Raw genomic sequence first — 23,047 nt, 5'->3', positions numbered from 1 at the left:
ATTGCAACGGTCGCCCGAAGCCCTTGGGCGGCCCGGGCGGCTTTGCGACCGAGCCCGCCCTGCCCCAAGGCGGGGAGTGCCTTGGAAGCCGGCGCGGGCAGGGTGCGCGTGCATCGGGTACCTCCGAACTCCTAATGGCCCTATTTTATCCCGACCCCAAGCGGTTTTATGTGAGCAGTTTGGCCGGCGCTTCGGGATCCTGACCGTCCGCGGCGGACCGCAGGTGGCTCGGAGGGATACGGAGCACCTCCGCGCCCTCTAGCGCGAGCCGCACCAGGGCGGGAATATCCAGCGCGGCCTCCGCCCGGTCCAGGTCCTCCGGCGTGCTGCGCGTCGCGGGGCGTTTCGGTTCCAGGAAGCTGCAGCAGTCCTGCTGGGGCAGGATCGAGATCTCGTAGGTCCCGATCCGCTTTGCGGCCTCGATGACCTCGGTCTTATCCATCCCGACCAAGGGGCGCAGCACCAGCATCCGGACCGCCCGCCCCACGGCGTGCATGTTCTCCAGGGTCTGGCTCGCCACCTGGCCCAACGCATCCCCTGTGACGAGCGCCTTCGCGTCCTCCTGCTCCGCGATCGCTTCCGCGATGCGCAGCATGAACCGCCGGTAGAGGAGGGTCCGGTAACGCTCAGGACAACGCGCGAAGATCTCCTCCTGCACTTTCGCGAGCGGCACCAGGTACAGCTTGGATTCCCCCTGCCAGTCGGCCAGCACCTCCACCGTCTTCTTGCTCTTCACGGCGGAGTAGTAATCGGTGTGCGGGTACGAGTGAAAGTGCACGAACACCGCCCGCGCGCCGCGCTTCATCATGCGCCACGCCGCGACCGGAGAGTCAATCCCACCCGAGAGCAGCACCACCACCTTGCCCGAGGCCCCCACAGGCAGCCCGCCAGGCCCCGCACGACGCGTGCGCGAGGTGTAGACCCAAGCCACCTCCTCGAAGAACTCCACGTGCACCTCCACGTCCGCGCCCTTGAGCCGAACCGGCAGCCCCGTCGCGCGCACGATACGCGCCCCGATCGCCCGCTCCGCCTCCGGCGAGGTGAACGGCAGGCGCTTGTTCGCCCGCTTCGCGCTCACGCGGAAACTCGTCGTATCCTCAGGCAGCAGCTCGAGCCCCACCCGCGCGATCCCATCGAAATCGATCGGCACCTCCCGCACCACCGCGAAGTACGCGATGCCGAACACGCGCTCCAGCCGCCGCTCGACCTCCTCGAGCTGCGCCTCGGGCACCTCACGCACCAGGATGCGCCCGGTCAGGCGCGAGACCCGCGCCCCGGTCCCCGCGAGCGCGTCCCGGATGCGCTGCAGCAGGATCTGCTCGAACCGCGCGCGGTTCTTGCCCTTTAGGCCGATCTCGTGGTAGTGCACCAGAAGGGTCATGCCTGCCCCTCCCAATTAAACACCCGTTCGGCGTTCTCGTCCGTAACCCGCTCCAACGCCTCCAGCGTTTCGCCCCGCGCTGCGGCGAGCGTCTCGAGGGTGTAGCGCACGTAGGCCGGCTGGTTCTTCTGCCCCCGCTTGGGCTGGGGCGGCAGGAAGGGGCTGTCCGTCTCAACGAGGATCCGGTCCTCAGGCAGCGCCCGCGCCGCTTCGCGCAGCGCCTCGTTCTTCTTGTAGGTGAGATTCCCCGCGAAGCTAAACGCCCCGCCGAGCTCGAGCCCCACCCGCACAAGCTCCGGGTGCCCCCCGAACGCGTGAAGCACGAACCGCTTGGGGCGGTTAAACGCCAGCCACGCGACGAGCTCGCGCTCGGCCTGGTCCTCCCCCTTCTTGCTGCGCACGTGGAAGACCAGGGGCACGCCGCGCTCCTCGGCGAGCTCGGCCTGGAAATCCAGGGCCTGGTACTGCTTCTCGCTCGAGGCCGCGTCCCAGTAGTAGTCCAGCCCGCTCTCCCCGATCGCGCGGACCTTCGGGTGCTGGCTGAGCTCCCGAAGCCGCACCCGCACGTCCTCATCGAACGCTTCGGCCTCGGTCGGGTGTAACCCCACCGCGACGTAGACGTTCGGGTACCGCTCCGCGATCCGCAGGTTCCGCTCCGACCGTTCGGGGTTCGTGCCCACGGTGAGAATCGCCCGGAAGTGCGCGGCGGACTCGATCGCAGCTTCCGGGTCCTCCAACCAGTCAAGGTGGGCGTGCGTATCGGTCATACAGCGTTTTATGCTACCATTTTCCCCCGCCAAGGGGAACTACACTGGGTCTATGCGCAAAACCTTCCTCCTGGCCCTCCTCGGGCTTGCGGCGTGCGCGCCGCGCCTCGTGGGCGTGGATCCCAGCCGCCCCCCCGACCCCACCGACTGGAGCCCACGCCCCGCACCCCTCGAGTGGTGGTACGTCGCGGCCTACCTGCCGGAGGAACGGCTCGCGATCCAGTGGGCGGCCTTCAAGGCCTACACCCCGCCGGAACTGCCCCTCGCCTTCGTCGCGCCCGGACCGTACTTCGCGATGCACCTGGCCGTGACGGACCTCGAGGCGGACCGTTTCCTCTTTAACGAGCGGACCGACTTCCCCTGGGGGTACGCCGAGGTCCAGGCCCGTCCCTTATCCATCGCGCTTGACGGATGGCGTTTCGCGGAGGAGGACGGGCGTTTCATCTTGCGGGCCGGCGCGCTGGAGCTGGTACTCACCCCGGAAAAACCCCCGGTGGTGCACCCGCCCGGCTACTCCGGCACCGCCCAGACCGGCCGGATGTACTACACCTCCTACACCCGCGTCCGCCTCGAGGGGCGCTGGGGCGCGCGCCCCTTGGCCGGCGTGGCCTGGATGGACCACCAGTGGGGCGTGCAACGATCCGGTACAGCAGCGACGTGGGACTGGTTCGGCCTGCACCTTAGCGACGGATCGGAGGTCATGCTCTACCGGGTGAAGGACGCCGCTGGGCGGGTGGTGCAGCTCGCGGGCAGCCGGGTGGACGCGAACGGGAGAGTCCAGGCCCTCGAGGGGCTCGAGATGCGCCCCTTGACGCGCTGGGCCTCGCCTAGCGGGCGCGTGTACGTGGTGGGCTGGCGGGTCCTTGCGCGGGGGTTGGACCTCGTGCTCCGGCCCGAGCGGCTCGAGCAGGAGATCCTGAGCCGGACCACGCGGGTGGCCTACTGGGAGGGGCCGGTGGTGGGGGAGGGAGCCTGGAACGGCACGCGGGTGCGGGCCTGGGGGATGGGAGAGTTTGTGGCGGGGTCCTATGATCCGTCGGCAATGCCTCTTTTCGGGGATGCCCCCTAATGCCGTGCCCGCGACCCTAGGCGCCCCGCCAGGAGGGGTGGGGTGTCTAAGAGGGACAAGAGGCTTCCGTGGAATCGGGGGAGTCCGCGCCACTTAGAACCCATGAGCACCTTGAGCATTCGCCAACCCTGGATCGAGCTGATCCTGCACGGGTGGAAGGATGTGGAGCACCCCACCCGGCGCATCCTGGAGCCTGAGCCTCTTGTGTTACACGCCTCGGTCAACGGGAAGCGGGCGTTTGCGGGCTGAAGCCCGAGGCCCTGCCGCGCCGGGCTTTGGTGGGGGGTACTTGAAGAACCCTCGCCCCTACCCTGGATCGGAGGGTATCGTTCACGGTAGCCGCGGTATTGAGGACGGGTAGCGGCGGCCTGGGCTCCCTGCCTGAACAGCCTAAACACCCCCGCGCGTGTTGAGGCAGGGCCAGGGGAGGTCCAAGACAGGATTGGAAGAGCGGCCCTCCGGATTCGCGCAATGAAGGAGGACCGCTGGAGGAGAGGGTCAGAACCCGATGAGTTGGCGGGCCTCCTGCAGCACCGCCTTCACCACGCCTTCCTCGGGCGCCTCGCAGTAAACGCGCAGGACCGGCTCGGTCCCCGAGGGGCGGAACAAGACCCACGCGCCGCCCGCGAGGTGCCACTTGTACCCGTCGAGGTCCTCGACCCGCTCCACCTCGAGGCCCGCGAGCGGCACGGGGTCCTTGAGCCGTGCCATGACGCGGTCCTTTTCCTCGAGGCTCGGCAGGTGCAGGTCCAGCCGGTCATAGAAGTGCGTGAACCCTACCTCCGCTTCGATCTCCGCGAACTGCTCGCCGATGTCCTTGCCGGTGTGCACGAGGGACTCCAGGAGGAGCAGGCTGTTGAAGATCCCGTCGCGTTCGGGGAGGTGGTACGAGACCCCGATCCCTCCGGACTCCTCCCCGCCCATCAGGACCCCGCCTTTTAGGAAGGCGTCCGTGATGTACTTGAACCCGATGGGGGTGGTTTCGACCTCCAGGCCAAGTTTGGCCCCCAATAGCTCGATGATGCGGGAGACGGAGAAGGTCTTCACCACCCGGCCGCGCAGTCCCTTGCGGTGGAGGTGCTTGAGCATCACGGCGAAGATCTGGTGGCTGTTGAAGAACCGCCCCCCGGCGAGGACCGCGCCCAGCCGGTCCGCGTCCCCGTCCGTGACCACGGCGAACACCGGCGCGGACTCCGCCCCCATCACCGCGCGGAGCGTGCCGAGGTTCTGTGGGAGGGGCTCGGGGTTCACGCCGTAGAACATGGGGTTGGGCACGGCGTGCAGCTCCCGGACCTCGAGGGAAAGCCCGGCGTGCTTGGCGAACCCGGCGAGCCACCCGCCGGCCGCGCCGCCCATCGCGTCGTGGTACAGCACGCCCTCGTAGGCCTTGAGGGCCCCCAGGTCGAGCCGTTGGGCCAGGTGGTCGTAGTACGCCTTGCGCACGTCGAACAGCTCGATCTTGTGCTTCGCGGGATCAAAGGTCTGGGGTTCGCGCCGGCCCAGCCGGGCCTCGACCGCCTTCACGATCTCCGGCGTGGCGGAGCCCCCGTAGGGCCCTTTGATCTTGAAGCCGTTGTACTGGGGGGGGTTGTGCGAGGCGGTGATCATCACCCCGCCGTCCGCCTCGAGGTGCGTCACCGCGAAGGAGGTGGCGGGGGTGGGGGTGTAGCGCTTCGCGAGGAAGACCTCGAGGCCGTTCGCGGCTAGGACCTCGGCGGCCGTTCGGGCGAACGCGTCGGAGAGGAAGCGGGTGTCGTACCCCACCACGACGCGCTTGCCGCCGGTTTCCACGAGGTAATCGGCGTACGCTTGGGCTACGCGAGCGACGTTAGCGAAGGTGTAGTTCTCGGCGATGACGTCGCGCCACCCGTCCGTGCCGAACCGAATCTCACTCATGGGCCTTATTCTAGCGGAATCCCCGGCGAGGGGGGTGCTAGACTCGAGGGCGATGGACCTGCTTCGCGATTTGAATCCAGCCCAGCGAGAGGCTGTGCAGCACTACACCGGGCCCGCCCTCGTGGTGGCCGGGGCGGGGTCGGGGAAGACCCGCACGGTGGTGCACCGCATCGCGTACCTGATCCGGCACCGGGGGGTGTACCCCACGGAGATCCTCGCGGTGACCTTCACCAATAAGGCCGCGGGGGAGATGAAGGAACGCCTCGCCCGGATGGTGGGGCCGGCGGCGCGGGAGCTTTGGGTTTCCACCTTTCACTCGGCGGCGCTGCGGATCCTGCGCGTGTACGGGGAGTACATCGGGTTAAAGCCCGGGTTTGTTGTGTACGATGAGGACGACCAGCTCGCGCTTTTGAAGGAGGTGCTGGGGGGGTTGGGCCTCGAGACCCGCCCGCAGTACGCGCGCGGCGTGATCGACCGCATCAAGAACCGGATGTGGAGCGTGGACGCGTTTTTACGCGAGGCGGAGGATTGGGTGGGGGGACTGCCGAAGGAGCAGATGGCCGCGGTGTACCAGGCGTACGAGGCCCGCATGCGGGCGCTGGGCGCCGTGGACTTCAACGACCTGCTCCTTAAGGTGATCGGGTTGTTTGAGGCGCACCCGGAGGTCCTGCATCGCGTGCAGCAGCGGGCGCGGTTCATTCACGTGGACGAGTACCAGGACACGAACCCCGCCCAGTACCGCCTCACGCGCCTGCTCGCGGGCGCGGAACGCAACCTGATGGTGGTGGGGGATCCCGACCAGTCCATCTACGGGTTCCGCAACGCGGACATCCACAACATCCTGAACTTCGAGAAGGACTACCCGGACGCGCGCGTGTACCGCCTCGAGGAGAACTACCGTTCGACCGAGGCCATCCTGCGCGTGGCGAACGCGGTGATCGAGAAGAACGCCTTGCGCTTGGAGAAGACGCTGCGCCCGGTCCGTTCGGGCGGGGATCCGGTCTTCCTTTACCGCGCTCCGGACCACCGGGAGGAGGCGGCGTTTGTCGCGCGGGAGGTGCAGCGCCTGAAGGGGCGGGGCCGCCGCCTGGACGAGATCGCGGTCCTGTACCGCACGAACGCCCAGTCCCGCGTGCTGGAGGAGGCGTTCCGCCGGCAAAACCTCGGGGTGCGCATCGTGGGCGGCGTGGGGTTCTACGAGCGCCGCGAGGTCAAGGACGTCCTGGCCTACGCCCGCGCCGCGGTGAACCCCGCGGACGACCTGGCTGTAAAGCGCGTCCTGAACGTGCCGGCGCGCGGCATCGGCCAGACCAGCCTCGCGAAGCTCTCCCAGCTCGCCGAAACGGCCCGCGTGAGCTTCTTCGAGGCCCTGCGCCGCGCCGGGGAGGTCCTCGCCCGCCCGCAGGCCCAGGCCGTGCAGCGGTTCGTGGCGCTCATCGAGGGCCTCGCGAACGCCGCTTACGACACCGGTCCCGACGCCTTCCTCCGCCTGGTGCTGGCGGAGACCGGGTACGCCGATATGCTGCGCCGGGAGCCCGACGGGGAGGCGCGGCTCGAGAACCTCGAGGAACTCCTCCGCGCCGCGCGGGAGTGGGAGGAGCAGCACGCGGGCACGATCGCAGACTTCCTGGACGAGGTCGCCCTCACCGCCCGGGCCGAGGAGCCTGAGGGGGAGGTGCCCGCGGAGGCCGTGACCCTCATGACGCTGCACAACGCGAAAGGCCTCGAGTTCCCCGTGGTCTTCATCGTCGGGGTGGAGGAGGGGTTGTTGCCGCACCGTTCCTCCACCGCGCGCGTGGAGGACCTCGAGGAGGAACGCCGCCTCTTCTACGTGGGCATCACCCGCGCGCAAGAGCGGCTGTACCTCACCCTCTCCGAGGAGCGCGAGACCTACGGGCGCCGGGAGGCCGTGCGGGCGAGCCGGTTCTTGGAGGACATCCCTGAGGCGTTCCTCCAGCCGCTCTCGCCGTTCGGGGAGCCCCTCGGCGCGGGGCGCGAGCCGGTGGCTGTACGCCCAACGCGCCGCTCAAGCGCCGCGGGCGGGTTCCGCGGGGGGGAGAAGGTGCGGCACCCCCGGTTTGGCCAGGGCCTGGTGGTGGCGGCCTCGGGAGAGGGGGACCGCCAGGAGGTGACGGTGCACTTCGCGGGAGTCGGGCTGAAGAAGCTCTTGGTGAAGTACGCGGGCTTGGAGCGGATAGAATAACCACATATGAAGCATATGAAGCGCTGGATCGCTTGCTTGACGGTGCTGTTTGGGTGGGCCCTGGCGACGGGGCTGGATCTGGGCTTCTCCGTGCGGAACGGTCCCAACGGCGTCTTCATGGGCAGCGCGGGGATCGCGGCGGACCTCGCGGACCTGAGTGTGCGGGGCGCGCTCGTGCTAGGCGCTCCGGAGGGGCTCCTCGTGAGCGGGGAGGTCCTGTACACCCTGCCGGGCTTCGTGCTGTACCCCTACCTCGGGGGCGGCGTGGCGTTGGGCCTCACGGCGCGCGCGGAGCAGAACGCCCTCACCCTCGCGATCGGAGAGCGCATCTACGCCCTCGCCACGGCCGGCGTGGCCTTCCCGGAGCGCGGGTACCGGCCGTACCTCGAGCTCACCCAGTACCTCGGACCAGAGCCGTTCACGCGCGTCACGGTCGGGTTCGTGATGGAGGCGTTCTAGGCATGCTGGAGGACCCTCTCACGCGGGTGCGGGAGGCCCTCGAGGCCCTGGGGCTCGCGCACGAGCGCGTGGAGCTCCAGGCCTCGGGCAAGACCGCGCGCCAAGCGGCCCAGGCGCTCGGGGTGCCCCTCGAGCAGATCGTGAAGAGCCTGGTCTTTACCGTGGATGCGCGACCGGTCCTGGTGCTCGTCGCGGGACACCACCGGGTGGACCCCGAGCGCTTCGCGCAGACCGTCGGGGCGCGCGAGGCGCGCCCGGCCGCACCGGAGGTGGTCGCGGCCGTGACGGGCTTCCCGACCGGCGCGGTGCCGCCGGTCGGGCTGCGGGAGCCGCTGCCCGTCTACATGGACCGCGCGCTGTTGGCCCAGCCGATGGTCTGGGCCTCTGCGGGGACGCCCCGCCACATGATGCGCCTGGACCCGAAGGCGTTATCCCGCGCGCTCGGCGCGGTGGTGTTGGAGGTAGCGTGAAACCGATCGTTGTACTTACGGAAGGGGAAAGCCAGTACTACGCGCCGCTCCTCGGGGCGCTCACCCAGCACGACGCGCCCTACCACGTGCACCTCGCCGCGCCCGGGGAGGGGCTCGCCGCGGCTTTGGCGGGCTTGAAGCCCCTAGGGTACGCGGGCGCGGTCCTCGAGGGAGCGCGGCTCGAGCGCGAAGCCACCCGGCTCGTGGCTCGGCTCGAGCCCGAGGCCCGCGAGGCGGGCCGCGTGGACCTGGTGGTGCCCGAGTGGGCGGGGTTGCGCGGCGCGTACCTCAAGCCCCAGGCCCTGGCCCGGCTTTTGGAGGCGCACGGGTTCGTGGGGGCGCGCGTGCTGTGGGTGGGGGCGGTGCGTCCCGAGCTGCGGCTCGCGCTGCGCGGCGTGCGGTTGGTGCACGCGGTCGTGGAGAACTTCCCGGAGGGGGAGGCGCTGCTCGCTGCGCTGCCCGGGCCGCAGCGGGGGCGCGTCGCGGTGGACGAGACGCGCGGCGCGGCGCTGGCGCGGGAGGCGGACGTCGTGATCTACGGGGGCGGCCGTTTCCCCCTCGCGGTCCTCGAGCCCTACCACACCTTCATCGCCCTCGAGCCGCCCCCGCGGGACGCGTACGCCCTGGTCGCGAACTCCTTCGCGCCTGCGGCCTGGCGGCAGGTGCACCTCAGCCTGCTCGTGGAGCACCTCACCGGGTACGCTTTGCCGCCGGAGGCCTTCCACCTAGAATAACGGTATGATTCCGGATCTTGGACGGGTACCGGGCGTGCTGGGGGAGATCGCCCGCCGCCGTTTGGCGGACGTGCTGCGCGGTTTGGAAGCGGGAGAGGCGCCGGAACCGGAGGCCCTCCCGCCAGCTCCTTCCTTCCGCGCGGCCCTCGAGGCCCCCGGGCTTTCCTTGATCGCCGAGGTGAAGCGGAAGAGCCCTTCCCAAGGGGATATCGCGCCTTTGGATGCGACCAAGGTGGCGCAGGCCTACGCGCAGGGCGGGGCCCGCGCGATCAGCGTTTTGACCGAGCCCCATTACTTCGCGGGTTCGGACGAGGACCTGATCCGGGTGCGACGGGCGGTCGGGCTTCCGGTGCTGCGGAAGGACTTTACGGTCCACCCTGCCCAGGTCCGGCAGGCGCGGCGCTTGGGGGCCTCGGCTGTGCTGCTCATCGTGGCGGTCCTGGGGGAGCGGACGGGCGCGTACCTGGAGCTGGCGCGGAAGGAAGGCGTGGAGGCGCTGGTTGAGGTGCACGACGCGCGCGAGCTGGAGATCGCCCTCGAGGCCGGGGCCGGGATCGTGGGGATTAATAATCGGGACCTGACGACGCTCGAGGTGAACCTGGATACCGCGCCGCGCCTGGGCCGTTTGGCGCGCGGGCGGGGGTTTGACGGGGTGCTGGTGGCCGAGTCGGGGTACGCGCGCGCCGAGGAGCTCCGCTCCCTTAAGGGCTTGTTCGATGGGGTGCTGGTGGGCACTTCGCTCGCGCGGAGCGGCCGCTGGCGCGAGGCGGTCGCGGCGTTATTGGGTTAGGCGCGGCGCACGCGGGCGGGAGGCGCTGGAGGAGAGCCTCCCGCCCGCGCTTTTATCGCGCCTGTGACGTATTGCTTTCACGTGATGCAACGCTTTTTTGTCGGTAGCGGCAACATCCGTTGACATAAAAAACGTGGCTCAGTATACTCTTGCACAGAAGCCGCAGCTCGATACAAACCTCAAGGAGGCCGATCTTGGTGCAATTGCAGGTCAAGGACGTGACCTTAACCTTCGGCGGTTTAAACGCCCTAAGCGGCGTCACGCTCTCCGTGAATCAGGGCGAGCTCGTCTCCGTGATCGGGCCCAACGGAGCGGGCAAATCCAGCCTGCTCAACTGCATCTCCGGTTTTTACCACCCCACCCGCGGGGAGATCACCTTCGAAGGCCACGACCTCACCCACGCCTCCCCGCACCAGATCACCCGCTACGGCATCGCCCGCGCCTTCCAGAACATCGAGCTCTTCAGCGGTCTCTCCGTACTGGAGAACCTCATGCTCGCCCGCCACACCTACCTCCGCTACAACCTCCTCCACGCCGCCCTCTTCTTCGGCCGGGCCCAAGCCGAAGAAGTCGAGAACCGCCGCGTCGTCGAGGACGTCATCGACTTCATGGAGCTCGAGCCCTACCGCAAAGCCCTCGTGGGGAACCTGCCCTACGGCGTGCGGAAACGCGTCGAGGTCGCCCGCGCCCTGGCCCTCGAGCCTAAACTCCTCCTCCTGGACGAGCCCATGGCCGGCATGACCCTCGAGGAGAAGGAGGACATGGTGCGCTTCATCCTCGACATCCGCGCCGAGCGCGGCACCACGATCATCCTGATCGAGCACGACCTGGGCGTGGTCATGGACATCTCCGACCGGGTGTACGTCCTGGACTTCGGCGAGGTAATCGCCGAAGGTCCCCCGGAAGTGGTGGCGCAGAACCCGCGGGTCCTCGAGGCGTACGTGGGAGGGGCGGTATGAGCGTGATCCGGCCGAGCTACGAACTCAAGCGCTACACCTTACCCCAGCTGCTGAAGCTCCGCGCGGAGCGGGAAGGCGACCGCGTCGCGCTCCGTGAGAAGGACTACGGCATCTGGAACGAGGTCACCTTCCGCGAGTACTACGAGACCGTTCGGGACTTCGCGCACGGCCTGGTCGCCCTGGGGTTTCAGGAAGGGGAGAAGTTCGCGATCATCGCGGACAACATCCCGGAGTGGCTCTACGCCGAACTCGCTGTGCAGGGGCTCGGCGGGGTCTCGGTGGGCGTGTACCCTTCCTCCGTACCCCCGGAGATCGCGTACGTGCTGGACTACACCGACGCGGCCATGGTCCTCGCGGAGGACCAGGAGCAGGTGGACAAGCTCCGCGAGATCCGGGACCAGATCCCCAAGGTGCGTAAAGTCATCTACGAGGACCCCCGCGGCATGCGCGGCTACCGGGACGACGACTGGTTCATCAGCTTCGCGGAGGTCCTTGAGCTGGGTCGCGCGCACCGCGAGCGCCACCCCGGCCTGTTCGAGGAACGGCTCGCCCAAGGCAAACCGGACGACATCTGTCACTTCTCCCTCACCTCGGGCACGACCGGGAAGCCCAAGGCCGCGATGCTGCGGCACAAGAACCTGATCCACATGGGGGTGGCCCTCCAGGAGGTGGACCCCATGGAGCCGACGGACGACTACCTTTCCTTCCTTCCGCTCGCTTGGATCGGGGAGCAGATGATGACGGTCGGCATGGGGCTCACCGGGGGGTTCGCGGTGAACTTCCCCGAGGACGTCGAGACCGCGATGCACGACCTCAAAGAGATCGGCCCGCACGTGATGTTCAGCCCGCCCCGCGTCTGGGAGGGCATCCAAAGCCAGATCTGGGTCAAGATCTCCGAGTCCTACCGCTTAAACCGCTGGGTGTACGAGCGCCTCCTTGAGATCGGGTACCGCGCGGCCGAGTACCGCATGCGGGGCAAGCCCATGCCCTTTGGCCTAAGGCTCGCGTACGCCTTTGCCCACGCGGTGCTCTTCCGGCCCCTTAAGGACCAGCTGGGTTTCCTGCGCCTGCGCCGCGCGTACACGGGCGGCGCGGCGCTCGGCCCGGACGTGTTCCGCTTCTACCACGCCATCGGCGTGAACCTCAAGCAGATCTACGGCCAGACCGAGATCACCGGGATCGCGTACGTGCACCGCGACGGCGACGTGCGTTACGACACCGTGGGCAAACCCATCCCCGGCACGGAGGTCAAGATCAGCGAGAGCGGCGAGATCCTCTCCCGCTCGGACGCGGTCTGCGCCGGGTACTACAAGCGCCCCGACGCCACCGCCGAGCTCTTGGAGGGCGGGTGGCTCCACTCCGGGGACGCCGGGTACCTCACCGAGGACGGTCACCTCGTCGTGATCGACCGCGTTTCCGACGTGATGCACACCGCAGGCGGGGAGATGTTCAGCCCGCAATTCATCGAGAACAAGCTGAAGTTCAGCCCCTACATCAAGGAAGCGGTGGTCTTCGGGAACGCGCGTCCGTACCTCACGGCCTTCATCAATATCGACCCCCAGACCGTCGGCAAGTGGGCCGAGGACCGGGGCCTCGCCTACACCACCTACATGGACCTCTCGCAAAAACCCGAGGTGGCCGAGCTCGTGCGCAGCGAGGTCATCAAGGTGAACGAGGACCTCCCCGAAGCCCTTCGCCTCCGGCGGTTCGTCCTCCTCTACAAGCTACTGGACGCGGACGACGACGAGCTCACCCGCACCGGTAAGGTCCGCCGCAAGTTCGTCGCCGAGAAGTACCGCCCCCTGGTGGAGGCCCTCTACTCCGAGGCCCAAACGGTGCGCGTCGAGGCGGAGTTCAAGTACCAGGACGGCTCGATCCAGCGCGTCGAGACCGAGGTCGCGATCATCCACACCGACAAAGAAGAAGCCCTGGTGGGAGGCACGGCATGACGTACTTTCTGCAGCTTTTGGTGTCGGGCGTTGTCGTGGGCTCCATCTACGCCCTCGCCGCCCTCGGATTCGTCCTCATCTACAAGGCCAGCCGCGTGATCAACTTCGCGCACGGACAGTACATCGCCGTCGGGGCCTTCACCGCGTACGCCCTCGCAGTCTTCCTCAACATGAGCGTGTGGCTCGCCGGCCTCATCGCCCTCCTCACCACCGCCCTGCTCGGGTTCCTCACCGAACGCGTCTTCCTCAAACCCATGGTCGGCCAGCCCATCATCAGCGTGATCATGGTCACCATCGGCCTGGCCTCCGTGATCGACGGCCTCGTCCACCTCACTCCCTTCGGCGCCGGGAACTTCAGCTTCCCCGCCTTCCTCCCCGAAGGCGGGATCGCGCTGGGCGGCATCAGCGTGAGCTACCCGCAACTCCTCGCGGTGGGCTTCACCGCGCTCTTCCTCCTGCTCTTCGGGTGGTTCTTCCAAAAAAGCACGCTCGGCATCGCCATGCGCGCCGTGGCGGACGACCAGATGGCCGCCATGAGCCTGGGTGTCTCCGTCGAGAAGGTCTTCGCCCTCGCCTGGGCCGCCGCGGGCCTCACCGCCGCGGCCTCTGGCCTCGTGGTCGGCGCGATCTCCGGGCTGAACCTCTCCGCCCTTACGGCCATCGGCCTGAAGGTCTTCCCGGCCGTGATCCTCGGCGGGCTGGACTCCATCGCCGGCGCGGTCGTGGGCGGCATCATCATCGGCGTGCTCGAGAACCTCGCCGCAGGCTACCTCGACCCCTTCGTGCCCGGCGGCGGCACGCGCGACGTCTTCCCCTTCGTGGTGTTGCTTCTCGTGCTGTGGTTCAAGCCCTACGGCCTGTTCGGCACCGAGGAGATCGAACGCGTTTAGGAGGCAGGCATGCGTTACCCCTGGGCGCAAACGGGCAACTACCGCACCAGTTACCGCCAAGACACCACCATCTTCGCGACCTACTGGGAACAGCTCTCCCTCTGGGTTCTCATCGCCGCGCTCCTCGTGCTGCCGCGCTTCCTCGAGCGCAGCCAGATGGCGGTGGTGGACCTCATCGTGATCTACGCGATCGCGGTGCTGGGCCTCAACATCACCACCGGGTACGCGGGCCTGATCAACATCGGTCAAGCGGCCTTCATGGGGGTCGGGGCCTACACCGCGGCCCTCGTCGCGCCGTACCTGCCCTTCTGGCTCACCCTCCCCGTGGGGGGGCTTGTCGCGGCGGTGGCCGGCGTGATCGTCGGCATTCCCTCCCTGCGCATCAAGCACCTGTACCTCGCGATCGCCACCCTCGCCTTCCAGCTCATCTTCGAATGGATCGTGGGGCACTCCCCGGCCCTCGAGCAAGGCGGCGCGATCGCCATGCCCCGCGTGACCTTCCTGGGGTACGCGGTGGGGTTTAGGAACCACCACTTCTTCTGGTACTACGTGGCGCTCGTGGTGCTTGTGCTGCTCGCCTTCGCCTTCCGTAACCTGCTCCGCACCCGGTACGGCCGCGCGCTCGTCGCGGTGCGCGACAACGACCGCGCCGCGGACGCCATGGGAATGGACCCCGGCCGCACCAAGCTTTTCGCCTTCGGCCTAGGCGCGTTCTATGCGGGCGTGGCGGGCGCGCTGTTCGCCTACTGGTCCCGCGCCGTGGTCATCGAGGACTATATGCTCTCCACCTCCATCGAGCTGCTGGCCATGGCCATCGTGGGCGGGCTGGGCACCTTCGTGGGGAGCTTCCTCGGCCCGGCCTTCCTCGTCCTCCTCGACATCAACGTCGAGACCCTCTCCGAGTGGATCAAATCCTTCGGCATCACGCCCGCGGGGATTGACGTGGCCTCTGGCCTGCGGCCGCTCGTCTTCGGCCTCGTGATCGTCCTCTTCCTCATCTTCGAGCCCCGCGGCCTCGCGAACTGGTGGCGCTTGTTGCGCAGCTATTTCAAGAACTGGCCCTTCAAGTACTAGGCGAACCCGCCCCACGGGGCGTTCGCAATGGGAGGTGTGGAATGAAACGATCCTGGATGCTCGCAGCGACACTGGCGTTAGGCCTCGCACAAGCACAGACCGTGAACCTGATGTGGTCGGGCGCCATCACCGGCCCCACCTCGGACGCGGGCGCCCCCTACGCCGCCGGGGTGGAGGACTACTGCCGCTACGCGAACGAGACCAACGCCGTGCCCGGCGTGACCTTCAACTGCATCGTACGCGACGACCAGTACAACAACGCCAACACCCAGCGCAACTTCGAGGAAGCGATCGACCTGGAGGTCCCGATCTTCCTGGGGTACTCCACCGGCGGCACCCTCCAGCTCAAGCCCCTCGTGCAGGAGGTCGGTGTGCCGGTCGTGCCCGCCTCCATGCACATCGGGAACATCGACCCGCCCAACAACGACTACATCTTCCTCCCCACCACCTCCTACTCCGAACAGGTCATCGCGCTGCTCGAGTTCATCGCCAAGGAATCCCCGGGCGCGAAGGTCGCGCTCGTGGTGCACCCCAGCGCCTTTGGCCGAGCTCCGATTGAGGATGCTCGAAGAGCTGCCGAAGAGCTCGGCATCGAGATCGTCGAGGTGCAGGAGACCGGCGCGAACCTGGACTACACCGCGATGCTTACCCGCTTCGCCGAGCGTGGCGTGCAGTACGTGGTGCACCAGAACGTAGCCGGCCCCGTCGCGCAGATCCTCAAGGACTCCAAACGCCTGGGTCTCAACCTCAAGCACGCCGGCGCGCACTACACGGGCGGTGAGGACCTCCTGCGCCTCGCCGGGGACGCCGCGGACGGGTTCCTTTGGGCCACGAGCTTCTACCTGTGGAACGAGGACGCGCCCGGCATCCGGCTCCAGCGCGAACTCGGCGAGCGCTACGGCCGCAGCGAGGACATCATCCGCAGCGTGAACTACACCAACGGCATGATGGCCGCCGGGATCGCTATCGAGGCCGTACGCATCGCCAAGGAGAAGTTCGGCGAGGTTAACGCGGAGACCGTATACCAAGCCCTCATGGAGATGAACTGGGACAGCGGGTTCGGCGTTGGGCCCGTCACCTACGGCCCGGATGACCACACCGGCGTGGACCACCTGCGCGTGTTGCAAGCGAAAGACGGGGCCTTCCAGCCCATCAGCGAGCCCTTCACCTCCGCCCTCTTCCGCAAGGTGCACTTCCAGCAGTAGTCCATTCGCTCGGGGCCGGGGGGAATCCCCCCGGCCCCAAACGCACCAGGAGGCCACGATGTCCGTTCATCCCGTCCGCCCTGAGGACCTCGGCCCCATCCTGCTCGAGGTCAACAACATCGAGGTCGTGTACCACGACATCATCCAGGTCCTGCGCGGGGTTTCTCTCAAGGTGCCCGAGGGACGCATCACCGCGCTGCTCGGCCCGAACGGAGCCGGAAAAACCACCACCCTCCGCGCGATCTCTGGCCTGCTCGTGCCTGAGGACGGCGCGGTTCGGGACGGCAGCATCCTCTACCGCGGCCGGCCCATCCACAACCGCCCCCCCGAGGAGATCGTGCAGCAAGGCATCGTGCAGGTTCCTGAGGGCCGCCACGTCTTCAAGCACCTCACGGTAGAAGAAAACCTACGCGTGGGCGCTGTCACCCAACGCAACGGCAGCATTCGCGAGGGCCTCGAGCGCATCTACCACTACTTCCCCCGCTTGCGGGACCTGAGGAACCGGCTCGCGGGCTACACGAGCGGCGGGGAGCAGCAGATGCTCGCGATCGGCCGCGCCCTCCTCGCGAAGCCCCGCCTCCTCCTCCTGGACGAGCCCAGCCTGGGCCTGGCCCCCTTGCTCGTGCGGGAGATCTTCGAGATCGTGGCCCGCATCAACGCGGAGGAAGGCGTGACCGTCGTGGTGGTCGAGCAAAACGCCTCCGCGGCCCTTTCCGTGGCCCACTACGGGTACATCATGGAGCAGGGGAAGATCGTGCTCGAGGGCACCGCCGAAGCCCTTTCGGAGAACCCGGACGTGAAGGAGTTCTACCTGGGGGTCGCGAAGTCCGGGGGGCGGAAGTCCTTCCGTGAGGTGAAGGCCTACAAGCGCCGCAAGCGCTTCATGTAGCTTGACCGGCCCTTTGGCGCGTGCTATCTTTGGCTTTGGAAGCCGCCCGGCTTCCCGCCCGTCGGGGCGTAGCGCAGGCCGGCAGCGCACCTGCTTTGGGAGCAGGGGGTCACAGGTTCAAATCCTGTCGCCCCGACCAGGACCGCGGGAGTAGCTCAGTTGGTAGAGCGTCGGCCTTCCAAGCCGAATGTCGCGGGTTCGAGTCCCGTCTCCCGCTCCAACGCGATGGGGTAGCCTGCGCTACCCCTTATTTCCACGCGCCCGTAGCTCAGCGGATAGAGCAGCCGCCTTCTAAGCGGTAGGTCGGGGGTTCGAATCCCTCCGGGCGCGCCAGTTTTGTACGCAAAACTTCCACCTCCTAAAGATAGGAGGTGGAAGTTGTTTGCACCTATTCGACCTCTACCACCCCTGAACACCAGGCACATCTTCATTCCCCCGGTGCACCCGCCGCAGGCCTCGGCGGCCCCGGTTGAGTGTGAGCCAGCCCCCGCCCACGTACCACGCCAGCGCCTCCAGGTCCGTGTAGACCAGGCGCGTCCCGGCCTGCTGCACGCGCCCGGGCAAATGCTCATGCAACTTGCGGGGCGCGGGGTGCAGGGCGGATGACCTCTTTGGCGAGCGTGCTCTTGCCGCTGCCTGATTTGCCCACGATCAAGATACGGAAGGTCTACCTACCGGCCATGACGCACCCCCAGGCGGTGGACCGCCTCTTTCGGAGTCAAAATGGTGATCCCGGCATACCTCTTCAGAGCCAGCAAGTGCGCTTTATCACCGGTCACCAACCAATCAGCCTTTCCGGCAATCGCCGTGCCAAGGATCAAAAGATCGTCATCGTCCTGAAGAGAGAGTCGGGGCTTTACCGGTTTTACGAAGTCCGCGTTGGCTTGCAACCGGTTGATCAGTGCCCCGGAGACGTGCTTTGGTACGTGCTTTTTTAGCCTCGAATAACGAAGGACGCGGCGCAGCTCTTTAAGCTGCGCTTCCGAAGTCACTAGGGTGAAGCGCTTGAATACCCAGGCACGAAGAAGTAACCCCGGTTGGGCTTTCGCATGACGATTACGTTGGTGTCGAGAACAACCCGCAATGCTAGCGCCCTTTGCGGGAGCGGCGAAACTTTTGACGCGCCCACGCCACGGCTTCATTGGCGAGCGCCATGGCCTCTTCCTCGCTCAGGTCGCGATTCTGCTCGGCCTGTTCGTCAAGCAGGCGCAAAAACTCCTCGTCCGCCAGCTCCTTTTTCAAGAGCTCTTCTATGGCCGCCGCACGGGAGATGCGCCGTTTCCTGCGGTACCGCTCCAAGAGCGCAAAGACCTTTTCAGGCAACGCAACTTGCTTCACCGCCCCCATTATACGGGCTCCCCCCCTTCCGATACGTTCCCAGCCTTACGCACCAAGCCGCCTCACCCCCTCGTACGCCCCCCAAGCCGCAAGCACCGTCCCCAACACCATCCGCGTATAGGCGCACTTGGGGCAGACCCTAGACCCCGGCTTCGTGAGCTCCCAGTCGACCACGGCGGTGTTGTAGAGCCCGAAGAGGGCTACGGCGAAGGGAAAGACCACGCTCATCTCCATCTGAGAGCGGATAGCCTGCGCCACTAGACCGGCTCCCCCCTTTCGATCCTGGTGACTCTCAGAGGCATTAAAACGTACATGCCCCTGGGGGGTCTGCAGCCCATGATCCCCAGGGGACATGTCCTAGTCTGCTTGCATCTTAGCAGGCCCCAGAAAAGCGCAGGAAGACAAGTTGCCACCCCTGCCACGACTAGAGCTACGAGCTCAAAGCAACTCGCTCGCCGGATCAAGTTCGCACCAAAGAAGCAGCGCTGTGCGGAGTCCTTGGGGGTCGAGGTGCCCCATCGCGGTGAGCACCATCGTGGCCACTTGCAGCCTGGCGCAGGGCTTGCACTTGTAGCCGTTCATTCCCAGTGTGAGCATCATGGTTTGGAGGGCGGTTCGCTTGTTCCCGTCTACAAAGGGGTGAGGCTTGGTGATGAAGTAGCCGATGGCGGCCACCTTGGAAAAGAAGGTGGGGTAGGCATCCACGCCTCCGACGGTGGAGAACGGTTTGTCGAGGGCCGACTCCAAAGCACCGGGGTTCCTTACGCCAGGCGCGCCGCCAGAGGCTTTGAGAACTTCCTCATGCAAGTAGAAAACCGCCTCTACCGTTGGGTACCTCTTACCCCTGTATCTGCGGTAGAGGCGATGGCGGCCCACAGGTCAGTATTTGGCAAGGATTTCCAGAGCTTCGCGGTTTTCCTTGATCTGCTGCTTCATGAGGCGCCGAACGTCAGCGTCGGTGAGCTCCCGGCGGCGCTTGGGGGGAATCCCCTTCTTAGTGCTTTTCTTAAGCTTCATGGCCTTCAGTCCCCCATCTTTGTTCCCCTACGGTAGTACATGTCTAGGCACCTGTCAACATGACTGTCCTGGAGACTCATGTAAAAAAGTCGGTTGACTCAAAACTTGCACCTCCCGCATATCCCGCATAAACCTTCACCCCCTCCCCCCGGCGGCCAGAGACCCAGGGCATAGAGCTCCCGCAGGGCGAGCTGCACCACGAGCTCAGGCAAGAGAACCCGCGCCGCCCGCTCCCTGGCCTCCCGCCAGCTTCCTTCCCCCTCCATGCCCACCCAGTGGGCCAACAGGTAGGCCAGAAGGGAAAGCACCAGAAAACGGTGCACCCCCAAAGCCGTCCGCTGCCCAAACTGCCCCAGGGAGAACTCGCTTTTCGCGGCGCGGAAGAAGTGCTCTATGGCAAACCGCCTCTTTCCCCAAGTGAGCGCCGTCCGGGGCGTGGCGGGAAAGGTGGCCACCACGTACCGCCACTCCCAGCCCCCTTGGGGCAGGGGGTAGCGGTACCAGGCCACCCAGACCGGGAAGGAAAGCCCCCAAAGGTAGACCCGGCTCCCCTGCCGCCTGAGGTTCCCAAGCCTCCCCCCTCCCCGCAGCCTCCGGTCCCGCCGCATCCCCACCACCGCTTCAAAACCCAACCGCTTCACCCCGAAAAGGAACCGGGTGGTGCCAAAGGCCGCATCCGCGGCCACCCGTATCCGGAAGGCCCCGGCGCATCCAGGGGGGCAGAGAGGCCAGGAGGCTTAGGGGCCAGGCGGGAGAGGGCCCTTCTCCCCCTTGCCCCGCCAGAGGCGGTAGGCCCAAGGGATGCGGAGGTCTCCGTAGACGAGGTAGAGGACCACCAGATGGAGTCCCCACTTGCCGTGAAAAAAGGAGAGGGGCAGGGCCTGGAAACGGCCCCGCTTCTCCAGAGTGACTAGGTCCAGGACCACCAGGAGACGGGGCTTGGGGCCTTTTTTCTTTCTGGCCCGGTCCAGGGCTTTCTCGGCCTCTTTTCTTGCCAGGCGGATGAGAGCGCGGGTGGGCCAGGGGTAGCGGTTGAGGAAGCGAGAGAGGGCGAGGGGGACTTGACCTGGCTGTGCTGGGGTCTGGCCTTGCCGTGGTCGTGGAGGAGGAGCAAGAGCAGGGCCTTGAGGGATTCCTGGAGGTGGGGGCTTGGCAAAAGGGCCAGGAGGGTCCAAAGTAGGGACAGGGCCGCTTGGGTCATGGCACCCGTCATCAGACGGGAAACCAGCGGCCCCTTTCAAGTGGTCCTGGCGCATAGGTATCCCCAGGGTGCATAAGTGCAAGTTTTGAGTTGACCCTTTTATCCTCCCCACCAGGGGCCTCCACCAGCACTCTGGGGAAAGAGTTCCCGTAAGCCTTTCCCAGGGGCTCTTTTCCCCAATCCGCCGATGCCGCATCCGGTAAAGCCCCACCATCAACCAGGATTCCCCCACCTCCAGGCTCCGCAACACCCTCCGCCTGCGCCGCCGCCACAATCGCCCATGCCCTACCTCCGCCACGTTGTGTGTCCAAGGAGGCGGTACCTCGGCCCCCCAAGCCTCCTGCAACCCCTCCCAAGCCCGCACCCAGCCCTCCAAGGCCTTACCCCACCGGGGCAGAAGCTCCTTCCAAAAGAACGCCTCCCTCTCCCCAGGCCCAAGCCCCCGCAGCACCCTCAGACCCTCCCGTATCTCCCCCACGCCTTCCGGTCCACCTTGGCCCGTACCTCCCGCATCAGGTGGAAAGCGCACCGGGCCCAAAGCAGCCTCCGCCCCAACCAGCCCAACGCCTCCCCTACCTCCTGCGCCCCGTCCGAAACCACCCCCAGCCTTGGAGGTAACCTCCAAAGGAGCTCCCGCACCCGCTCGTAACGCCGCCGATGGCCAAGGTCTCCCCACAGCGGGCAACCCGTCCAAGCCTCAAAGTAAAGGTACCCGTACCCCTTGGGGCCCCGGCCAAAGGCCCCATTCATCCACACTCCCCCAGTACACCCGCCCTCGGAGAAGACGGTTCTCCCGCTGAAGGAGCCGTTTGGCCCTGGCCCCCGCGGACCTGAGCCAGCGGAGGCGGGTGGGACGGGTGAGGGGGAAGCCCAGGTTCTTGGCGAGATCGTTTTGGACGCTTTCAGGGGCGCGATGGCTTGCGAGGATGAGGAAGTGCTCCTGGATGGAGATCGCGTACCAGCGGCTTCTAGGGCAGTCCTCCGGGTAGAGAGCTCGTTTCTGGCGCTTGCATTGGGCGCAGCGGATCCGTTTGACTCTGACTTCCTGGATGCCCCGAAAGGTGCGCAGCTTGCGTCTGCGGTAGCCCCCGCTCTCCTCACGGGTGGCTCCGCAGTGGGGACAGGGTACGATGGAGCTCGGGGAGTCCTCAGTCGGCTTCATGGCAGAACCAGACTAAGGGCTCCCCTCTTACTCAACCGAGTTTTTTACATGACCCGTCCTGGAAGGATGTTGAAAGCATGTCGAAACGCAAGCGCGGCAAGGGCGAAGGATCGATCTTCCAGCGCAAGGACGGGCGCTGGGCGGGCTTCGTTACCGTGGGATACGCGGCGGACGGCTCGCAGATCAAAAAGTGGGTGTACGGCAAAAGCCGGCGCGAAGCCGCTGAAAAGCTCGCCAAGCTCTTGCCTAAAGCAGGGTCGGGCATTGTACCGGAGCCGGCCAAGCTAACGGTAGGGGAGTGGCTAGAACGCTATGCCCGGGCCAAGGCCAAGGAAGTTCGCCCCAACACCAGCCGCCACTACTGGACCTATATCGAATACCTCCGTCCTTTGCATCGTCTACGCCTTAACGCGGTTCAACCTTTGCACATCCAAGACGTTTACGAAAAGCTCGCTGAACGCGGCCTATCACCTAGCGTCCGTCGGCACGTGCACCACTTTCTAAAAGGAGCATTCAAGGAGGCCCTAAAGCTGGATTCCTTCGTGTGCTACCTCATAGCTCCACCCCGGCCATCCTGAGAAGCACCCGGCTACGTATGAGGTTGTGAACGAGCAGGATGAGGTTCACCCGGGCCACCAAACCCCAGTAGGACCGGGCCTCTATCCGATGAAGCCCCAAAGACCGCACCATCACGCTAAACCGCGTCTCAATCCAGTTCCGTACCCTTTCCATCCACCCTCTCCACCCCGTCTCCACCACCGTTCCTCCCCTGACCCGATAGGGTGGCGTCTTGACCCCCTGGACCCAGCGAAGACCCCGGTCCCCGGGGACCGCGGGTAAACCGTCCAGGAGGTCCCTTCCCCAGGTATTCCGGGCATTACCGGGGAGAATGGCCCAACGAAAGAAGAGACCCCGCTCGTTCATCACCGGCATGAGGACGTAGCCTCCAAAAGCCCCCAGAGGTCCTACCCCCATCGCGGCCTCGGGAAGAGAGAGGCCGTGGATGCGGTGGCCGTGGGCCAGGGGGATAGGCTTGAGGTCCACCACCTGCAAAAGTCCTTCTCCGCCAGCAAGGCGCGTAGCGAGGCAGGCCAACAGCCCCTGGGCCTTCTGAAGGACCCGGTAGAAGCGGGAGAGGTGGGGGAGGGAGGGGAAGTAAGCCTTCAGGGTGGTTTTGGCGGCCAGGTAGCCTTTGGCGAGGTCCTGGCCCTGGAGGAGCAAAAAGATGGCGAGGGTCAGGAGCTCGGCCAGGGTGGCCTTCTGGTGCTTTTGCTTTGGGGGGGGGTTGAAGCCCTGAGCTTGCAAGGCCTTGAGTTCGTCATCCACCCAGATGTAGGTATCCACCAGAAGGGTTTCCGCGTCAAGATAGTAAAGGGGGTGCTCCCGGTTGGAGTCCATAGCACCCCCCTTCTTTCACATCTTGGGGGTCCAGATCAAGTAGCACACGAAGGAATTGTTGGCTCGTCGTAAGGGCGCGACCAGGTTGTGTTCAGGAGCTTCGACCGCCAAAACCCAACCGTTGGTGAGGCGGCGTGTGCTTCTCCAGAGGGATTTGTCCTGGTGGGATATGTTGGGATTAAGGACTTCGGTGAGG

23 protein-coding genes, 3 tRNA genes and 1 pseudogene are annotated in these 23,047 nt (G+C 66.4%); 17 read left to right on the top strand and 10 right to left on the bottom strand.

The genetic code is table 11. From position 1 onward, the window contains the following. Positions 1 to 166: 166 nt before the first annotated feature. The gene (thiI, locus tag MARKY_RS06590; protein ID WP_013704101.1) at positions 167 to 1,381 is read right to left on the bottom strand and encodes a tRNA uracil 4-sulfurtransferase ThiI; all 1,215 of its coding nucleotides are present in this window, start codon (positions 1,379 to 1,381) and stop codon (positions 167 to 169) included. Further along, positions 1,378 to 2,148, bottom strand: a complete 771-nt coding sequence (locus tag MARKY_RS06585) for a TatD family hydrolase (protein WP_013704100.1) — start codon at positions 2,146 to 2,148, stop codon at positions 1,378 to 1,380. The genes thiI and MARKY_RS06585 overlap by 4 nt, the downstream gene beginning before the upstream one ends. Before the next feature lie 52 nt (positions 2,149 to 2,200). Between MARKY_RS06585 and MARKY_RS06580 the strand changes: the two genes are divergently transcribed. Beyond that, positions 2,201 to 3,217 (top strand): lipocalin-like domain-containing protein, encoded by a 1,017-nt coding sequence (locus MARKY_RS06580; protein ID WP_013704099.1) that lies wholly within the window; start codon positions 2,201 to 2,203, stop codon positions 3,215 to 3,217. 102 nt (positions 3,218 to 3,319) lie between these two features. Further along, positions 3,320 to 3,466 (top strand): ASCH domain-containing protein, encoded by a 147-nt coding sequence (locus MARKY_RS11900; RefSeq protein ID WP_013704098.1) that lies wholly within the window; start codon positions 3,320 to 3,322, stop codon positions 3,464 to 3,466. A gap of 249 nt (positions 3,467 to 3,715) precedes the next feature. Here MARKY_RS11900 and MARKY_RS06575 read toward each other — a convergent pair whose 3' ends face one another. Continuing rightward, positions 3,716 to 5,113 (bottom strand): phosphoglucomutase/phosphomannomutase family protein, encoded by a 1,398-nt coding sequence (locus MARKY_RS06575; protein WP_013704097.1) that lies wholly within the window; start codon positions 5,111 to 5,113, stop codon positions 3,716 to 3,718. Between the two features lie 52 nt (positions 5,114 to 5,165). Here MARKY_RS06575 and MARKY_RS06570 point away from each other — a divergent pair, with 52 nt between their 5' ends. The 14 genes from MARKY_RS06570 to MARKY_RS06505 all read left to right on the top strand — a co-directional run bounded on the left by MARKY_RS06570 (position 5,166) and on the right by MARKY_RS06505 (position 17,068). Further along, positions 5,166 to 7,316, top strand: a complete 2,151-nt coding sequence (locus MARKY_RS06570; RefSeq protein ID WP_013704096.1) for an ATP-dependent helicase — start codon at positions 5,166 to 5,168, stop codon at positions 7,314 to 7,316. 6 nt (positions 7,317 to 7,322) lie between these two features. Next, positions 7,323 to 7,775: a hypothetical protein gene (locus tag MARKY_RS06565; protein ID WP_013704095.1), complete on the top strand. Its 453-nt coding sequence runs from the start codon at positions 7,323 to 7,325 to the stop codon at positions 7,773 to 7,775. 2 nt (positions 7,776 to 7,777) lie between these two features. After that, positions 7,778 to 8,245 carry an aminoacyl-tRNA deacylase gene (locus tag MARKY_RS06560; protein ID WP_013704094.1) on the top strand — a complete coding sequence of 156 codons (468 nt, stop codon included), beginning with the start codon at positions 7,778 to 7,780 and terminating at the stop codon, positions 8,243 to 8,245. Next, entirely contained in the window at positions 8,242 to 8,979 is a 738-nt protein-coding gene (locus MARKY_RS06555; protein WP_013704093.1) for a hypothetical protein, read from the top strand. The genes MARKY_RS06560 and MARKY_RS06555 overlap by 4 nt, the downstream gene beginning before the upstream one ends. A gap of 4 nt (positions 8,980 to 8,983) precedes the next feature. After that, positions 8,984 to 9,769 (top strand): indole-3-glycerol phosphate synthase TrpC, encoded by a 786-nt coding sequence (gene trpC, locus MARKY_RS06550; RefSeq protein WP_013704092.1) that lies wholly within the window; start codon positions 8,984 to 8,986, stop codon positions 9,767 to 9,769. A gap of 194 nt (positions 9,770 to 9,963) precedes the next feature. Further along, complete coding sequence (locus MARKY_RS06545) at positions 9,964 to 10,728, top strand: ABC transporter ATP-binding protein (RefSeq protein ID WP_041657891.1); 765 nt, start codon at positions 9,964 to 9,966, stop codon at positions 10,726 to 10,728. Continuing rightward, entirely contained in the window at positions 10,725 to 12,677 is a 1,953-nt protein-coding gene (locus MARKY_RS06540; protein WP_013704090.1) for a long-chain fatty acid--CoA ligase, read from the top strand. The genes MARKY_RS06545 and MARKY_RS06540 overlap by 4 nt, the downstream gene beginning before the upstream one ends. Then, positions 12,674 to 13,567, top strand: coding sequence for a branched-chain amino acid ABC transporter permease (locus tag MARKY_RS06535; RefSeq protein ID WP_013704089.1), 894 nt, complete (start codon positions 12,674 to 12,676; stop codon positions 13,565 to 13,567). The genes MARKY_RS06540 and MARKY_RS06535 overlap by 4 nt, the downstream gene beginning before the upstream one ends. A gap of 9 nt (positions 13,568 to 13,576) precedes the next feature. After that, positions 13,577 to 14,641, top strand: a complete 1,065-nt coding sequence (locus MARKY_RS06530; protein ID WP_013704088.1) for a branched-chain amino acid ABC transporter permease — start codon at positions 13,577 to 13,579, stop codon at positions 14,639 to 14,641. Positions 14,642 to 14,682: 41 nt separating this feature from the next. Further along, positions 14,683 to 15,846, top strand: a complete 1,164-nt coding sequence (locus tag MARKY_RS06525) for an ABC transporter substrate-binding protein (RefSeq protein WP_013704087.1) — start codon at positions 14,683 to 14,685, stop codon at positions 15,844 to 15,846. Positions 15,847 to 15,904: 58 nt separating this feature from the next. Beyond that, entirely contained in the window at positions 15,905 to 16,735 is an 831-nt protein-coding gene (locus MARKY_RS06520) for an ABC transporter ATP-binding protein (RefSeq protein WP_013704086.1), read from the top strand. A 62-nt stretch (positions 16,736 to 16,797) separates the two neighbouring features. Beyond that, positions 16,798 to 16,874: transfer RNA gene (locus tag MARKY_RS06515), tRNA-Pro, on the top strand. Between the two features lie 5 nt (positions 16,875 to 16,879). After that, positions 16,880 to 16,955: transfer RNA gene (locus MARKY_RS06510), tRNA-Gly, on the top strand. 37 nt (positions 16,956 to 16,992) lie between these two features. Then, positions 16,993 to 17,068: transfer RNA gene (locus tag MARKY_RS06505), tRNA-Arg, on the top strand. 338 nt (positions 17,069 to 17,406) lie between these two features. On the opposite strand, the gene MARKY_RS11670 is transcribed toward MARKY_RS06505, so the two are convergent. The 6 genes and pseudogenes from MARKY_RS11670 to MARKY_RS06475 all read right to left on the bottom strand — a co-directional run bounded on the left by MARKY_RS11670 (position 17,407) and on the right by MARKY_RS06475 (position 20,291). After that, on the bottom strand, positions 17,407 to 17,727 hold the full coding sequence (locus MARKY_RS11670; RefSeq protein ID WP_245526765.1) for a putative toxin-antitoxin system toxin component, PIN family: 321 nt from the start codon (positions 17,725 to 17,727) through the stop codon (positions 17,407 to 17,409). A gap of 94 nt (positions 17,728 to 17,821) precedes the next feature. Beyond that, entirely contained in the window at positions 17,822 to 18,082 is a 261-nt protein-coding gene (locus MARKY_RS06490) for a ribbon-helix-helix protein, CopG family (RefSeq protein ID WP_013704085.1), read from the bottom strand. 36 nt (positions 18,083 to 18,118) lie between these two features. Continuing rightward, positions 18,119 to 18,307: a hypothetical protein gene (locus tag MARKY_RS06485; RefSeq protein WP_245526764.1), complete on the bottom strand. Its 189-nt coding sequence runs from the start codon at positions 18,305 to 18,307 to the stop codon at positions 18,119 to 18,121. A gap of 204 nt (positions 18,308 to 18,511) precedes the next feature. Continuing rightward, positions 18,512 to 18,949, bottom strand: a complete 438-nt coding sequence (locus MARKY_RS06480) for a type II toxin-antitoxin system death-on-curing family toxin (RefSeq protein WP_013704083.1) — start codon at positions 18,947 to 18,949, stop codon at positions 18,512 to 18,514. 3 nt (positions 18,950 to 18,952) lie between these two features. Beyond that, positions 18,953 to 19,090, bottom strand: a complete 138-nt coding sequence (locus MARKY_RS11895; RefSeq protein ID WP_013704082.1) for a hypothetical protein — start codon at positions 19,088 to 19,090, stop codon at positions 18,953 to 18,955. A 98-nt stretch (positions 19,091 to 19,188) separates the two neighbouring features. Continuing rightward, a pseudogene (locus MARKY_RS06475) lies at positions 19,189 to 20,291 on the bottom strand (transposase). Positions 20,292 to 21,530: 1,239 nt separating this feature from the next. On the opposite strand from MARKY_RS06475, the gene MARKY_RS06465 reads away from it, so the two are divergent. Beyond that, positions 21,531 to 22,031 (top strand): tyrosine-type recombinase/integrase, encoded by a 501-nt coding sequence (locus tag MARKY_RS06465; RefSeq protein WP_013704079.1) that lies wholly within the window; start codon positions 21,531 to 21,533, stop codon positions 22,029 to 22,031. Here the strand turns inward: MARKY_RS06465 and MARKY_RS06460 are convergent. Next, entirely contained in the window at positions 22,006 to 22,851 is an 846-nt protein-coding gene (locus tag MARKY_RS06460; RefSeq protein WP_013704078.1) for a transposase, read from the bottom strand. The genes MARKY_RS06465 and MARKY_RS06460 overlap by 26 nt on opposite strands. Positions 22,852 to 23,047: the final 196 nt, after the last annotated feature.

The sequence above is a fragment of the Marinithermus hydrothermalis DSM 14884 genome, assembly GCF_000195335.1.
GTDB classification, from domain to species: Bacteria; Deinococcota; Deinococci; order Deinococcales; family Marinithermaceae; genus Marinithermus; species Marinithermus hydrothermalis.
Note: the sequence above shows the minus strand (reverse complement) of the source record. Positions and strands in the feature narration are given on the sequence as shown.

What these genes read in the sequence shown, in the direction of transcription:
- MARKY_RS06525 (WP_013704087.1), top strand. Translation starts at nt 14,683, where the DNA reads ATGAAACGATCCTGGATGCTCGCAGCGACACTGGCGTTAGGCCTCGCA.
- MARKY_RS06570 (WP_013704096.1), top strand. Translation starts at nt 5,166, where the DNA reads ATGGACCTGCTTCGCGATTTGAATCCAGCCCAGCGAGAGGCTGTGCAG.
- MARKY_RS06575 (WP_013704097.1), bottom strand. Translation starts at nt 5,113, where the DNA reads ATGAGTGAGATTCGGTTCGGCACGGACGGGTGGCGCGACGTCATCGCC.
- trpC (WP_013704092.1), top strand. Translation starts at nt 8,984, where the DNA reads ATGATTCCGGATCTTGGACGGGTACCGGGCGTGCTGGGGGAGATCGCC.
- MARKY_RS06540 (WP_013704090.1), top strand. Translation starts at nt 10,725, where the DNA reads ATGAGCGTGATCCGGCCGAGCTACGAACTCAAGCGCTACACCTTACCC.
- thiI (WP_013704101.1), bottom strand. Translation starts at nt 1,381, where the DNA reads ATGACCCTTCTGGTGCACTACCACGAGATCGGCCTAAAGGGCAAGAAC.
- MARKY_RS06465 (WP_013704079.1), top strand. Translation starts at nt 21,531, where the DNA reads ATGTCGAAACGCAAGCGCGGCAAGGGCGAAGGATCGATCTTCCAGCGC.
- MARKY_RS06520 (WP_013704086.1), top strand. Translation starts at nt 15,905, where the DNA reads ATGTCCGTTCATCCCGTCCGCCCTGAGGACCTCGGCCCCATCCTGCTC.
- MARKY_RS11900 (WP_013704098.1), top strand. Translation starts at nt 3,320, where the DNA reads ATGAGCACCTTGAGCATTCGCCAACCCTGGATCGAGCTGATCCTGCAC.
- MARKY_RS06565 (WP_013704095.1), top strand. Translation starts at nt 7,323, where the DNA reads ATGAAGCATATGAAGCGCTGGATCGCTTGCTTGACGGTGCTGTTTGGG.
- MARKY_RS06535 (WP_013704089.1), top strand. Translation starts at nt 12,674, where the DNA reads ATGACGTACTTTCTGCAGCTTTTGGTGTCGGGCGTTGTCGTGGGCTCC.
- MARKY_RS06530 (WP_013704088.1), top strand. Translation starts at nt 13,577, where the DNA reads ATGCGTTACCCCTGGGCGCAAACGGGCAACTACCGCACCAGTTACCGC.
- MARKY_RS06560 (WP_013704094.1), top strand. Translation starts at nt 7,778, where the DNA reads ATGCTGGAGGACCCTCTCACGCGGGTGCGGGAGGCCCTCGAGGCCCTG.
- MARKY_RS06490 (WP_013704085.1), bottom strand. Translation starts at nt 18,082, where the DNA reads ATGGGGGCGGTGAAGCAAGTTGCGTTGCCTGAAAAGGTCTTTGCGCTC.
- MARKY_RS11895 (WP_013704082.1), bottom strand. Translation starts at nt 19,090, where the DNA reads ATGAAGCTTAAGAAAAGCACTAAGAAGGGGATTCCCCCCAAGCGCCGC.
- MARKY_RS06460 (WP_013704078.1), bottom strand. Translation starts at nt 22,851, where the DNA reads ATGGACTCCAACCGGGAGCACCCCCTTTACTATCTTGACGCGGAAACC.
- MARKY_RS06485 (WP_245526764.1), bottom strand. Translation starts at nt 18,307, where the DNA reads ATGGAGATGAGCGTGGTCTTTCCCTTCGCCGTAGCCCTCTTCGGGCTC.
- MARKY_RS06580 (WP_013704099.1), top strand. Translation starts at nt 2,201, where the DNA reads ATGCGCAAAACCTTCCTCCTGGCCCTCCTCGGGCTTGCGGCGTGCGCG.
- MARKY_RS06585 (WP_013704100.1), bottom strand. Translation starts at nt 2,148, where the DNA reads ATGACCGATACGCACGCCCACCTTGACTGGTTGGAGGACCCGGAAGCT.